The 14,127-nt window shown below is 47.3% G+C and carries 13 protein-coding genes; 9 read left to right on the top strand and 4 right to left on the bottom strand.

All coding sequences use genetic code 11. The annotated features are described in order from the left end of the window. Positions 1–176 precede the first annotated feature (176 nt). The 5 genes from CWM47_RS38100 to nspC all read left to right on the top strand — a co-directional run bounded on the left by CWM47_RS38100 (position 177) and on the right by nspC (position 3,957). Positions 177–332 carry a hypothetical protein gene (locus CWM47_RS38100; protein ID WP_157815955.1) on the top strand — a complete coding sequence of 52 codons (156 nt, stop codon included), beginning with the start codon at positions 177–179 and terminating at the stop codon, positions 330–332. A 258-nt stretch (positions 333–590) separates the two neighbouring features. Beyond that, the gene (locus tag CWM47_RS12190; protein WP_100988239.1) at positions 591–1,367 is read left to right on the top strand and encodes a hypothetical protein; all 777 of its coding nucleotides are present in this window, start codon (positions 591–593) and stop codon (positions 1,365–1,367) included. Positions 1,368–1,430: 63 nt separating this feature from the next. Further along, the gene (locus CWM47_RS12195; RefSeq protein ID WP_100988240.1) at positions 1,431–2,261 is read left to right on the top strand and encodes an energy transducer TonB; all 831 of its coding nucleotides are present in this window, start codon (positions 1,431–1,433) and stop codon (positions 2,259–2,261) included. Between the two features lie 59 nt (positions 2,262–2,320). After that, on the top strand, positions 2,321–2,773 hold the full coding sequence (locus CWM47_RS12200) for an energy transducer TonB (RefSeq protein WP_100988241.1): 453 nt from the start codon (positions 2,321–2,323) through the stop codon (positions 2,771–2,773). Positions 2,774–2,796: 23 nt separating this feature from the next. Further along, positions 2,797–3,957 (top strand): carboxynorspermidine decarboxylase, encoded by a 1,161-nt coding sequence (nspC, locus tag CWM47_RS12205; RefSeq protein ID WP_100988242.1) that lies wholly within the window; start codon positions 2,797–2,799, stop codon positions 3,955–3,957. A 145-nt stretch (positions 3,958–4,102) separates the two neighbouring features. On the opposite strand, the gene CWM47_RS12210 is transcribed toward nspC, so the two are convergent. Together CWM47_RS12210 and CWM47_RS12215 are read right to left on the bottom strand one after the other, a co-directional pair. Next, positions 4,103–5,083: a UDP-glucuronic acid decarboxylase family protein gene (locus CWM47_RS12210; protein ID WP_100988243.1), complete on the bottom strand. Its 981-nt coding sequence runs from the start codon at positions 5,081–5,083 to the stop codon at positions 4,103–4,105. 98 nt (positions 5,084–5,181) lie between these two features. Continuing rightward, on the bottom strand, positions 5,182–6,513 hold the full coding sequence (locus tag CWM47_RS12215; protein WP_100988244.1) for a UDP-glucose dehydrogenase family protein: 1,332 nt from the start codon (positions 6,511–6,513) through the stop codon (positions 5,182–5,184). Positions 6,514–6,877: 364 nt separating this feature from the next. Here CWM47_RS12215 and CWM47_RS12220 point away from each other — a divergent pair, with 364 nt between their 5' ends. Next, positions 6,878–8,023: an acyl-CoA dehydrogenase family protein gene (locus tag CWM47_RS12220; RefSeq protein ID WP_100988245.1), complete on the top strand. Its 1,146-nt coding sequence runs from the start codon at positions 6,878–6,880 to the stop codon at positions 8,021–8,023. Positions 8,024–8,207: 184 nt separating this feature from the next. On the opposite strand, the gene CWM47_RS12225 is transcribed toward CWM47_RS12220, so the two are convergent. Further along, positions 8,208–8,450 (bottom strand): GlsB/YeaQ/YmgE family stress response membrane protein, encoded by a 243-nt coding sequence (locus CWM47_RS12225; protein WP_100988246.1) that lies wholly within the window; start codon positions 8,448–8,450, stop codon positions 8,208–8,210. Positions 8,451–8,518: 68 nt separating this feature from the next. Further along, on the bottom strand, positions 8,519–9,265 hold the full coding sequence (gene pgeF, locus CWM47_RS12230; protein ID WP_100988247.1) for a peptidoglycan editing factor PgeF: 747 nt from the start codon (positions 9,263–9,265) through the stop codon (positions 8,519–8,521). 236 nt (positions 9,266–9,501) lie between these two features. Between pgeF and CWM47_RS12235 the strand changes: the two genes are divergently transcribed. From CWM47_RS12235 to glgB, 3 genes are all read left to right on the top strand, one after another. Beyond that, the gene (locus tag CWM47_RS12235; protein ID WP_100988248.1) at positions 9,502–9,909 is read left to right on the top strand and encodes a T9SS type A sorting domain-containing protein; all 408 of its coding nucleotides are present in this window, start codon (positions 9,502–9,504) and stop codon (positions 9,907–9,909) included. 164 nt (positions 9,910–10,073) lie between these two features. Continuing rightward, positions 10,074–11,741, top strand: a complete 1,668-nt coding sequence (locus CWM47_RS12240) for a putative maltokinase (protein ID WP_100988249.1) — start codon at positions 10,074–10,076, stop codon at positions 11,739–11,741. Between the two features lie 281 nt (positions 11,742–12,022). Continuing rightward, entirely contained in the window at positions 12,023–14,038 is a 2,016-nt protein-coding gene (gene glgB / locus CWM47_RS12245; RefSeq protein WP_100988250.1) for a 1,4-alpha-glucan branching protein GlgB, read from the top strand. Positions 14,039–14,127 lie beyond the last annotated feature (89 nt).

The following is a 14,127-nucleotide window of genomic DNA, read 5'->3' on the forward strand; positions in this document are numbered from 1 at the left end:
CGTATTTTTTTGTTGAGTAAGTCTATTTGTCAAGTAGAACTATAGCTACGACAAATGGTTTTTTATGGATTCATATACCGGGCTTTTTTATGAACAGAAACCAGAAGATGTTCATAAAGTCCTGCTTGTTTAGTATATTGTAATTTGAGTTTTGTGTAAATTAGTATATTGGCAGGATGAAAACGAAGCAAAAAAAGAAGACGGACAAATCGTCCATCAGGGAGCAAATAGCCTGCTCAGCTATAGCTTCATTCCGCATTGAAGGCATTATGATCTCTACAGAACAGGCCCAGTTAGCCTTAAAAAAGATTAGTGTTGATGCAACGGGCTAATTTTGCCAGATGAAGTTCTCTATCGCTGATTTACGCGCCGACCGCCAGCAGCGATTGGCTACCGGACTTGACCAAAACTCATATTGACACTGTAGAAAGCGTTAAAGCTTATTGTAAGGACAAGGCATCCATCTTGATTAATGCCACTGAGCAACATACGCACAAGCTATCGGCGGGCTAAAACGGTATCGCTACAGAGTAGATCGTTTGCGCACACAAGGTATAATGTACACGAACCATTGCAACAACTCTATTCATATGAAATCATTATTCCTGACCTTGATAGCCGCGTTATCGCTTTCATGTACCTACGCACAAAAACGCGATTCGACGAAAGCAGCCCCCGTCCAGCAGGCAAATCCTAATGACCGCCGAAATGGCTACGAAACCTATCAATCGACAGGTCAGATTGTTGGTTCGGGACCGAATGGGATGATCAATACCATAGATCACCGCTATGAAGGACTGCGTGGTACACCCTATTTTTTACCGGAATGGATCAAAGGACGAGTCGAAATGAATGCCGGGCAAAATTATACAAATGTGCCACTCAAGTTCAACGCCTATCAACAGCAGTTGGTCCTGCTGCGCACATGGGCCGGTAACGACTCCATCATTGTCGACGCCACTCAGGTGAAGCGGTTTACATTGACCAATGCCGACGGACAGACGTATTTGTTCGAGCGATTACCAATGGCGAAGACCAACGATCAAGCCTTGAAAGACGGGTATTTTCTGGTGCTTTACGAAGGAAAAAACGTGCTCCTTAAGCGAATAGCGAAAACCTTTAAACCCGCCGATTATAAAAACCCATACGCCAATGATGTTCGTTACGATGCCTTTCGGGACGCGTATTCGTATTACCTGCTGAAACCAGACCAGACATTGACCAAAGTTAAGCTCTCCGACAAATCAATTATCGATGCACTCGGCGATCGGAAAGATGAGTTGAAGGCATTTGTGAAGCAGGAAAATCTGTACTTCAAAACAGATAACGACGCCGTGACACTCGTAAAAAAATACGATAGTATGTAGGTGATCTATGGAATTTGTCGGGCGCGAACATCCTGGTGATACAAACCAAATCGCACAACGCCCATGTATCCGTCTACCACTTCCAAAGCCGTCGCGTTGACCTACGACGACATTATTTTTCAGGGCCGCAATCGTTCCTACGGGGCATTTGATCTCCGTAAAAGCTATAAACCGACGCTCAGCCGCGCTTTAGGACTGGGCGTCGGTTTGTTTTTAGGAGCCTTAACCGGACCTACGCTCTACGCCCGGTTCTGGCCCCACGAAGTCATCAACCCAAATCAGTCGATGAAGGAAGTGACGTTGACAAAACTGGTCGAACCTCCCCTCGAAAAACCCATCGTTATTCCACCCGCAGAAACGGCTCCGGCAGTAAACACCGTACGGAATCTGCCCCTTGTTGTGATGCCTGAAGCCGATGTCGTTGAGGAAACCTTACCACCAACGACAGATGACTTGAAAGATGCCACATCGGGCACTGAAACCGCCGAAGGAACGGGCATCGACGACATCATTGCGGCTCCCGAAGCCTCGACTCCCACAGTTGCCGAGAAAGCTGTAGAAACTGAGCCCAAAACCGAAGCGCCGTTCATCACCGTCGAGCAACAGCCCGAATACCCCGGCGGTATGGATGCCTTGCGAAACTTCCTGGGCAAGAACCTGAACTACCCTCGACCGGCTGCTTCGGCGGGTGTTGCGGGACGGGTTTACCTTAGTTTTGTGGTCAATACAGACGGCAGTCTGACCGATTTGCAAGTGGTGAAAGGCATCGGCTTTGGCTGTGATGAAGAAGCGCTCCGCGTGATGCGCAAGATGCCGAACTGGCGGCCCGGTAAACAGGCAGGACGCGCCGTTCGGGTAAAGTACAACTTACCAATTTCGTTTACACTGGAGTAATTCTTTGTGGAAAAAGTCGGGGAACTGCATCCAGTTTCTGTACAAACCAGTTGACCAACATGCAGCTACGTTTCCAGCTATCTATCTCCGCACTCATTCAGTTTTTAGTAATGAGTGCGGGGCTGTTTTTTATCCCCAGCGTTGGGCTTGCCCAAACAGTTGCGAAAGTCGACACAACCGTTTTTACAATTGTTGAAAAGCAGCCAGAATTTCCTGGTGGAATGAGCGCATTGAGCACATACATGAAAGCAAACGTCAACTACCCGCCCGAAGCGCAAAAAGCGGGTATGAAAGGCCGGGTTTTTGTCTCATTTATCGTTGAAACAGATGGTTCGCGTACCGCCATCACACTTTTGAAAGAATTGGGATATGGCTGCGATGAAGAAGCCATGCGGGTTATCCGGTTAATGCCAGCATGGCAACCCGGTAGTCAATCAGGTCGGCCGTTACGGGTCAAGTACAACTTGCCTGTGCTTTTTGGTATCGACTATCCAAAGGTCAAGGTACGATAGACAGGTTTGCCTACCTTTGCGGTATGAATACGACTTTGCTTCAACACCTCGACCGCAATGCCGAACCTGTTATTCCGTCGCCTTGCTTTGTTCTTGAGGAAGCCAAACTCCGCCGAAACCTCGAACTGATCGATTCGGTACAGCGGACGGCTGGCGTAACGATCATTCTGGCCCTTAAAGGCTTCTCGATGTATTCGGCCTTTCCGCTGGTTCGTGAGTACCTGAGCGGTGCCACGGCCAGTTCACTCAACGAAATCAAACTCGTGAACGAGTACATGGGCGTACAGGCCCATACCTACATTCCGGCCTATCAGGATGCTTCATTCGATGAAGTCGTGAGCCGCAGTAGTCACCTGACGTTCAACTCCTGGAGCCAGTGGGAGCGATTTAAAGATCGTGTAGCTGGCAAACCCGTTTCGTGTGGCATTCGCGTGAACCCGCAATATTCGGAAGTAGCTACGGATATGTACAATCCCTGCGTGCCCGGTTCGCGGCTCGGCGCTAACCGCGACCAACTGCCCGATCAACTACCCGAAGGATTGGAGGGAATCCATTTCCATACCCTCTGCGAGAACGATTCATTTACGCTCGAACGAACACTGGAAGCCCTCGAAAGTCGGTTCGATACCCTATTGCATCAGGCTAAATGGGTAAACTTCGGCGGTGGTCATTTGATGACACGCGAAGGCTACGATACCCAGCACCTGATTAAGCTGTTAACGGCTTTTCGGCAGAAATATAATGTGGACATTATTCTGGAGCCCGGTTCGGCCATTGCGTGGCAAACGGGCGTTCTGACCTCAACCGTTCTTGATGTGTTCAACAGTCAGGGGATTGACGTTGCTATTCTTGACACCTCGTTTGCGGCTCACATGCCCGACACGCTCGAAATGCCCTATAAGCCCAAAATTATAGGCTCTTATCACGAACCCGTTGCCGGAAAACCAACCTATAGACTGGGGGGAATGACCTGCCTGGCCGGTGATTTCATGGGCGACTATTCATTCGACAAACCGCTCGAAGTGGGCGACAAAGTCGTGTTCGACGATATGATTCATTACACGATGGTAAAAACTACCACCTTCAACGGTGTAAACCTGCCCGCTATTGGTGTCTGGAAAGAAGATGAGTCCTTCCAGTTAATCAAAACGTTCGGCTACGAAAGTTTTAAAGATAAGCTGTAGCACCGATGTACCCAGTGCCACAATACTAAAAAAACCTGCATACGATACCGTGTGCAGGTTTTTGATAGACAGCTAAAGGTAACCACCTAAGGCAGTTACAGCGAGGTAAAGCTACGATGGTTTTCGGGAATGAAAACCGGTTCGTTTACTTTTTTGAGAACTCGCGGTGATAGGCCGCCGTGTATAATTCTTCTTCCGGCAGGCTCTTGAAGTAGTCATACGTAATACGCAGACCTTCTTCACGCGACACTTTTGGCTCCCAATCCAGAATCGCTTTGGCCTTCGTAATATCAGGCTGGCGCTGTTTTGGATCGTCTACAGGTAAATCTTTAAGCACTAACTTTTGTGTTGTTCCTGTAAGTTTGATGATCTCTTCGCCAAACTCTTTAATCGTAATTTCCGACGGGTTGCCAATGTTGACCGGATACGCATAATCGCTCAACAACAGGCGATAAATTCCTTCGACCAAATCATCGACATAACAGAACGAGCGCGTCTGGCTGCCATCACCAAAAACCGTCAGGTCTTCACCACGCAAAGCTTGTCCAATGAACGCAGGCAATACACGACCGTCGTTCAGGCGCATCCGTGGTCCATAAGTATTGAAAATCCGAACGATACGCGTTTCCAGACCGTGGTAGGTGTGGTAAGCCATTGTAATGGCTTCCTGGAAACGCTTGGCTTCATCATATACTCCGCGTGGCCCTACTGGATTTACATTTCCCCAATATTCTTCGGGTTGCGGGTGAACACTCGGGTCACCATAAATTTCCGACGTCGATGCGATGAGTACGCGTGCGTTTTTCACACGAGCCAGACCCAGGCAATTGTGAATACCCAACGAGCCCACCTTCAGTGTCTGTATCGGGATTTTCAGGTAATCAATAGGGCTGGCAGGAGAGGCAAAATGAAGGATGTAATCCAGTTCGCCCGGTACATGGATGTACTTGGAAACATCGTGATGATAAAACTCAAAATTAGGCAGATGGAACAAGTGCTCAATATTGCGAATGTCGCCCGTAATGAGATTGTCCATTGCCATTACGTGGTAACCTTCTTTAATAAACCGATCGCAGAGGTGCGACCCCAGAAATCCGGCTCCACCCGTAATTAATACACGTTTCATATATCGTTTGGAATAGAATTACACACAAATACACAGAGCACACGACATGTGTACTCTGTGCAAATCTCTGTGTATTTTGTCTTTGTGTGTGATAAAAGTTAGACTTTCTGTTCAACAGGCGCCAAAACAGCTTCGCGTCCAACACTATAGTAAGTATAATTTACTTCACGCATCTGGTCAAGTTCATATACGTTACGGCCATCGAAGATCACCTTGTTCTTTAATAGCAGATTCATTTTGTCGAAATCGGGTGTGCGGAACAACGGCCATTCGGTAATGATCACCAAGGCATCGGCATCATCCAAGGCAGCGTATTGTGTGTGCGCATAGGTAACGGAGTTGCCAATCACATTCCGAACATTTTCCATGGCTTCCGGATCATATACGGTCACCTTGGCACCAGCGGCAAGCAACTCCTTGATGTTATCCAAAGCGGGCGCTTCACGGATATCATCAGTATAAGGTTTGAACGCCAATCCCCATATAGCGATTGTTTTTCCTTTCAAATCACCACCAAAGTGGTTCAGGATCAACGGCATCAGCTTGGTTTTTTGTTCATAGTTCACCTCCATTACCGACTTCAGTACTTTGAAATCATAATCAAAATCCTGTGCCGTTCTGGCCAATGCCTGAACATCTTTAGGAAAACAGCTCCCGCCGTAGCCAATACCGGCAAACAGGAAACGTTTGCCAATGCGACTATCCGTACCAATACCCCGGCGAATATCGTCCACATTGGCACCCGCACGCTCGCAGAGGTTGGCAATCTCGTTCATGAACGTGATTTTCGTAGCCAGGAACGCGTTAGCAGCATACTTGGTCATTTCGGCTGAACGTTCGTCCATGAAAATAACCGGGTTTCCCTGCCGCACCAGCGGTGCATAGAGTTTATTCATTACTGCCTTGGCCCGATCTGATTTTGTACCAATTACAACACGGTCGGGTTTCATGAAATCTTCCACGGCTACGCCTTCACGCAGAAATTCGGGATTCGATACTACGTCGAAATCTACCTTAGCGTTATCAGCGATGTGTGCATGTACTTTCTCGGCTGTACCAACAGGAACGGTACTTTTATCAACAATAACCGCATACTGACTCAGGATCGGTCCGAGATCGCTGGCTACTTTCAGAATATATTTCAGGTCGGCTGAGCCATCTTCGCCCGGAGGGGTTGGCAGGGCAAGAAAAATAACTTCAGCGCCTTTGATTCCTTCTTCTAAATCCGTTGTAAATGTTAAACGTCCTTCTTCAACGTTCCGATGAAAAAGTGTTTCAAGACCAGGTTCGTATATGGGAACGATACCATTATTAAGTTTCTCAACTTTTCGTACGTCGATATCGACGCAGGTTACCTGATTGCCCGTCTCAGCGAAGCATGTACCCGTAACAAGTCCTACATATCCGGTTCCAACAACTGCTAATTTCATATATATATAGTAAAATAAAATTTCAAAATAACTACTACAGACTATTCCGAAGGATTCGTTTCACAAAAATAGGAGTTTTTCAATAAGCACCCACATCTGGCATACAATAATGACTGAGCGGTCGGTATGCCCTACTCCAATGTGTATTTACTACAGAATGCCTTTACAGCATGACCATATGCTACCATTTAGAATCAATAATTACACTATTGTAACAAATATAATTATTTAATAAACAAAAAACCTATCTATCGGTATTTTATTTACTATAATTTGGGATTTTAACGTACAGAAAAAAAGGTTGAAATTCTTTTATAATTTCCTTATATTTCTATTCACTCATCAACAGAAGTAGACTCATTGTATGATTAACGAAATTGTAGAAAATCAAGAATTAATTGCCCAATCAGTTCGCGACCTGGGCGAACGCCTTATTCGCCCAAATATCAGACAATGGGATGACAGTCAACACTTTCCCTCAACTTTATTTCACCAGCTCGGCGAACAGGGTTTAATGGGTATGCTTGTCCCGGTTGCCTATGGTGGTTCAGGCCTGGGTTATCATGAATATGTAGCTGCTATTGTTGAACTTTCACGTATAGATGGCTCAATCGGGCTATCTATGGCTGCCCATAATTCCTTATGTACTAATCATATCCTCCTGTTCGGAAACGAAGACCAAAAACAGACCTACCTTCCTCACCTGGCTTCCGGCGAGTGGCTTGGTGCCTGGGGACTAACCGAGCCCAACACAGGCTCCGATGCAGGAAATATGCGTACAACAGCGGTTCGAGAGGGTGCATCCGGTGATTGGGTGCTTAACGGGGCGAAAAACTTCATCACACACGGTATAAGCGGTGACGTTGCCGTTGTCATTGCCCGCACTGGTGAGCCAAATACACCGCATAATGCAACTGCCTTTATTGTTGAGCGCAATACACCTGGTTTTTCGGGTGGACGTAAAGAAGATAAACTTGGTATGCGGGCTTCGGAAACTGCCGAAATGTTGTTTCAGGATTGCCGGATTCCCGATAGTCAGCGGTTAGGCGCCGTGGGCGATGGGTTTGTTCAGTCGCTGAAAGTACTTGATGGCGGTCGTATTTCGATTGCCGCTCTTAGTCTTGGCATTGCTTACGGAGCCTATGACGCAGCTTTGGCGTATGCAAAGGAGCGTGAGCAGTTTGGGCAACCCATCGCTACGTTTCAGGGCATCAGTTTTAAACTGGCCGATATGGCTACCGATATAGAAGCGGCCAAGCTACTGACCTATCAGGCTGCTAATTTAAAAGACAGTGGAAAATCTGTAACGAAAGAATCGGCGATGGCGAAACTGTTTGCGTCTGAAACAGCGGTGAAGGTCGCCAATGAAGCGGTTCAGATCTTTGGCGGCTATGGCTATTCGAAAGATTATCCGGTCGAGAAGTTTTACCGGGATGCAAAGCTGTGTACTATTGGAGAAGGAACAAGTGAAATTCAGAAACTTGTTATTTCAAGGCAGATATTGAAGTAGACCGGACCGGGATTATAGCTAGATCTTAAAGATTGCCCAAGATTACGCGCTTACTGTAATCTCGGGCATATAATAACGTAATCCAGACTGGGATTTTAGTGAGATTTAAACGATTGATCAGGATTATGCACTTGCTGCAATCTTGGTTAATCGCTAAAATCTCGCTAAAATCCCGGTCATTTATTTATACTGTGCTGCTGCGTCCTTTAATCAAAGCGGCAATACCCAGAATAATAACCGCCCCAACAAAGGCTGTTAAAATTTGGTCAATTACGGTACCATCACGGCCAAAAATCCAGCCGCCAACAAATCCACCAGCTATACCAAGCAGAATTTCGGCGAATAACGAGAACGAAAACCGTTTAAAAACGAGGTCGGCAAGCCAACCGGCTACCGCACCTACCAGAATTGATACCAAGATTCCCATGACGTTTGCGTGTTGAGTAAAAAGTATGTGATAAAAACAGATACATAACGCCACCAATAAATAATTGTTCAAGGCTTCAAACCAATAACGGCCAGCATACGTCCGGTTTGACCGTGCTCTGCACGATATGAAAAGTACGTGTCGTTGTTCAGCACGGTCGAAAATGGCGAGATAGCAATCTGAGTCGCAGGAATACCGAAATCTGTTAATAAGTGCGCGTTCGCTGCTTTTAAGTCAACAAAGCTTTTTTCACTGTCTTTGTCCAGTCGTTTGAAAGCCGAAGCAAACTGGTCGGCTACGTCGGGGCCAACCTCAAAAGCACAGTCATCAATGCACGTACCTACGTAAGCATAGCAATGCTCCGCTTGTGTACCAAACTGCTGCTGCATGGCCGCCAATGTTTTGGTGACAATCCCCTCTACCGTACCACGCCAGCCTGCATGAATAGCGGCAACGGCCTGCTGGTGCTGGTCGTAAATCAGAATGGGTACGCAATCGGCAACAGTTACACCTATCAGCAAACCGGGCTTGTTTGTAATAAGCGCATCGTAGCCCTCAAATCGGCCTGCCTCTGTAGCATACAGAATTTCTGTACCGTGTATTTGGTGTGAGGAAGCAAACTGGCAGGTAGAGGCCCCAACAGAGGAAAAAAAACGACGACGATTCTCATCGACATTTTCCGCATCATCAGCCGTATTGATACCCAGATTAAGCGATTCGAACGGGGCAGGACTTACACCCCCATGCCGGGTACTTTCGGCGGCAATCAACGTAGAGAAAGGAGAAAATAACGCAGGTTTATAATGAAGCGACATGGAAGTAATGACGTTTTGAGCGACTTGTGTGTCAGGAAACTGAGCAAAATTGCGACCTAAACACCGCCAATCCTACAAACCATTCAATCAGCCATCCCTATTTTCTACCCGCTCATCAACAGAAATGACCGTTCCGGTAGTTTGCAATGCATAGTACCAACTATAGCCTATATCTTTGTTTCACCAATCGGAAATAATCCGACTAGCTTTTATACTAAAAACACAACCATATAATCATGAAAACGCTTATCAAATCCCTCGTCCTAGCCCTTTCATTGGGTATTATTACATCAGCTGCTTCTTTTGCGGCTATTCCGGAAACCAACCCTATTGGTCGTCCATCGAAGGTATCATCGTATAAAACCGGCATTTATTCGACCATAGCGGGCAAATTGCATATCTCGCTGGATAAAACGATTGGCGGTCGTGTTGACATTCGCCTGATCGATGCCGACGGGAAAGCGCTATACGCTCAGCACCTCGGCAAAAATGAATCAGGATGCCGTGTTCGTTTAAATTTAAGCGATTTGGAAGATGGGGTATACACGCTGGAAATTACGAATGGTATTGAAACGACCACTCAGAGCGTAACCATTGTAACTCAGCAACCTACCATCAGCAACCGCGTCGTTGCCATAAATTAATCCTTCTATAGGCATTACATAAAAACCGCACTGGGCTGGTCCGAGTGTGGTTTTTATATGCGTTTATACCAGCAACTGCCAACATAGACGCTTCTTTTTTGTTGTATATTCAAGAAATTTTTGCCTTGTACTTGGTGTAGTAACAGGTACACTCTTTTTAATCTATGGTTACGACGCAATCATTACATCTGCCTACAGGCTGGCTTAACGCGGGTTCCGACGCCCAGTTCTGGACAATACTGACGCAAACACTATTGCCGCCCTATGTTAATACCTGCCGGTGGTTTGCCGGTAAAGCGCGTCAGCAAACCGGTTTTGCGGTTAAAACCGTACATACTCTACCGCTTGCCGATGGCGATGTGGCCTATCTGCTAATCCTGGAAGCGTCGTATGCCGAGGGTATTCCTGAAAATTATTTATTGCCGGTAACTTTTCTGGCCGATCATACAGCCCATACGTTATCCTTTCAAGTTGGCGACATTCCGGAGAAAGGGCGCATTGGCGATGTAATGATCGGCAACAAAACAGGCCTGTTGATCGATGCGATTTACGACGACCGATTCCGACAGGCGTTGTTTGCGGCTATCTGTCAAAATCAGATCATTTCCCAAACAAACGGAGCCCTGACGTTTCACCGGGGAAAAGGCCTGGATGAAGGCGATGAATCCCTTACCTCGCAAGTGCTTCCCGTCGATTCGAGTAATTCGGCCATGACGTTTGGCGATAAATATTTCCTTAAACTATATCGAAAACTATTTCAGGAAACCAACCCGGAAGTCGATATGGTAGCGTTTCTGACCGACGAGAGCAGCTTCGAACATATTCCGGCTTTCGGGGGCAGCATTATCTGGCAGCACGAACAACGGCCTGATATTACGCTGGGCATGGTGCAGCGAATGGTGCCTAACGACAAAGATTCGTGGATGCAAACCGGCGATTACCTGAACGACTTTCTGTATGCCGTTCCTCAGCGCCTGTTTGCCATTCGGGAAGATGTGTTCGAGAAAGTTGAACTGCTGGGCAAACGGACCGGCGAAATGCATTGTGCGCTCTACAAGCCATCCCGCCCCGATAACCCAACAGATCCGGCTTTTGCCCCGGAACACTTTACCGATGAGTATCGCGATTTTTTGATCAAACGTTTCGAAGATTTACTGGACCGGCGTTACAATTTGCTCATCGACAATTACACCAAACTGGATATTCAGGCTCAGCGACTGGCCTGGGTGTTTATGGAAGCGAAGGAAATGATTGAAACATTCATTGCCGACTTCCGCACCCGTCCAATCGACTCGCTCCGTATCCGTATTCACGGTGACTACCATCTGGGGCAGGTGCTGGCGACAGAAGATGATTTCGTGATCATTGATTTCGAAGGTGAACCCGAAAGTAGTATTGCCGACCGAAAAATCAAGCATTCGCCCCTCAAAGATGTGGCGGGTATGATTCGGTCATATCATTACGCCGTTTCGGCCAAATTATTCAACTCTGCCGAAACCGACGACCTCGACCCCGATCATTTGCAACGAGTCTCAGATCGCTGGTTTTACCTTATTCGGGATACCTTTCTGAATGCTTATCTGGATGTTTTTGGTGCTCCGCATCCGTTGTTCAAAAACAACAGCGAAATCAACTTTCTCCTCCTTATTTACTTACTCGAAAAGGCCGTCTATGAACTGGGTTACGAGATAAGTTACCGGCCATCGTGGGTTAAGATCCCTTTGAAAGGCATTATTGATGTGGTGCGCGAGATCGAAAAAATCCGCCTGAGCGATGGTGTTGCCACACCCCATGTGGCCATGCTGCAAACGGGGCTACTACAAACGAAGTAATGCTCTCTGCCTGGCAGATGTCTGCCTGATGGTCTGTTTGATCCGGATGCCGTTTTGTCATTCACCAGAATTAAACACGTAATATACCAAACGACTTAAACCCATTCATAGCGGCAAGAGTTGTTTAGAAACGTAGACCATGTTGCGATTGACCTTATTTAAAAAAATGCGCAACTAACCGGCACACAAATTGAACCCTTATCCCTGTTGAACGGCGAGGAATTTTTCTAACTTTCCGATTCTGATTCCGTTCTATAATGAGCGTTCTACCCTTTTAACCTATGGCAAAACGAAAAACCACTACACCCGCGGCCGAAACTGAACAAACGGTACAACCTGCTTCACCACAGGCACCAACGACTATAACAGCCCCGGCAGCGTCCCCAACCCATCAGGACGCCGGGATATACTCCCGTTTCTCCGATTTCGATGTTCACTTATTTCGGGCGGGAAAGCACCAAAAGCTTTATGAGAAATTTGGCTCTCATGTGGTTGAACACAACGGTGTTACCGGCACTTATTTTGCGGTATGGGCACCCTCGGCCAAGTACGTTTCCGTAATTGGGAACTTCAACGGCTGGAACAAAGGAAGCCACTCTCTGAGTGTGCGCTGGGATTCGTCGGGTATCTGGGAAGTGTTTATCCCAAACATTGGTCGGGGCGAAAGCTATAAATATTTTATCGTCCACGAAGGCGGACGCGAAGTAGAAAAAGGCGATCCCTATGCCCACTGGTGGGAACTGCCCCCAAAAACAGCCTCCATCGTCTGGGATACCTACCACGAGTGGCAGGATCAGGAATGGATGGCAACCCGTAAGGAAAAAAACGCCCTCAATGCGCCAATTTCCGTTTACGAAATGCATATGTCGTCCTGGCGACGCGATCCGGGCGACCCCGAACGTGAATTGAGCTATGGCGAAATTGCCGATGCGCTGGTGCCATACCTTCAGGATATGGGCTTCACGCACGTTGAGTTCATGCCGGTTATGCAGTACCCTTATGCACCGTCGTGGGGCTATCAAATTACTGGCTACTACGCACCAAGTAGCCGGTTTGGTACACCACAGGAATTTATGCAACTCATTGAACGCCTGCACCAGGCGGGCATTGGCGTGTTGCTGGACTGGGTTCCCTCCCACTTTCCCGGCGATGCACACGGCCTGTATGAGTTCGATGGGTCACATTTATACGAACATCCCGACCCACGTAAAGGCTATCATCCCGACTGGAAAAGCTATATTTTCAACTACGGTCGCCCGGAGGTTCGCTCCTTCCTGTTGAGCAACGCCATGTTCTGGCTTGATCGCTGCCATGCCGATGGTCTCCGCGTCGATGCCGTAGCCTCGATGCTTTACTTGGATTACTCACGTAATGCGGGCGAATGGGAACCTAACGTATTTGGCGGGCGCGAAAACCTGGACGTTATCTCGCTCATTAAAGAACTTAACGAAGCCATCTATAAGGAATTTCCTGATATACAGACAATTGCTGAAGAATCGACTGCCTTTCCGGGCGTGTCAAGACCGGTATTTATGGGTGGTCTTGGCTTTGGCATGAAGTGGATGATGGGCTGGATGAACGACACGCTCCGGTATTTCGAGCGCGATCCTGCTTTCCGTAAATTTCATCAGGATGAGCTCACCTTCAGCACGGTGTATGCCTATACAGAAAACTTCATGCTGCCACTTTCGCACGATGAAGTTGTGTATGGCAAGAAGTCGCTGGTTGGTAAAATGCCTGGCGATGAGTGGCAGCGATTTGCCAACCTGCGTTTGTTATTCTCGTACATGTTCACGCATTCGGGCGCTAAATTGCTGTTTATGGGTGGTGAATTCGGACAAACATCAGAGTGGAAATTTGATGACAGCTTAGACTGGCACTTACTCCAGTTTGCTCCTCACAAAGGTATGGCTGCTTGCGTAAAGGCGTTAAACACCCTTCACAAAACCGAGCCAGCCATGTATGAGCGCAATTTTACGGCCGATGGTTTTGAATGGCTTGAAACCTCCGACCGTGAGAACAGTGTAATCACCTACATTCGCAAAGGCAATCGACCAGAAGACAATTTGCTGATTGTGTTGAACATGACACCCGTTCCACGTTCCAGTTATCGCATTGGTGTGCCAACGGAAGGTTCCTATCAGGAGGTGTTCAACAGCGATGCGCTTGAATTTTATGGAAGTGGCGTTGTCAATTCGTCGCCCATATCCTCCGATCAGCAACCCTGGCAGGGACGATCACAGTCGATCAACTTAAATGTACCACCACTGGGCGCGGTTGTCCTTAAAATGGTATAAGTCAAGAGTATACAGTAGCAAAGAAACAGGTGCAGCCAACTTAGTTGACTGCACCTGTTTTTTTGCTACCCATTTTCTATTTTAGTGCA

Source organism: Spirosoma pollinicola (assembly GCF_002831565.1).
Classification (GTDB): Bacteria; Bacteroidota; Bacteroidia; order Cytophagales; family Spirosomataceae; genus Spirosoma; species Spirosoma pollinicola.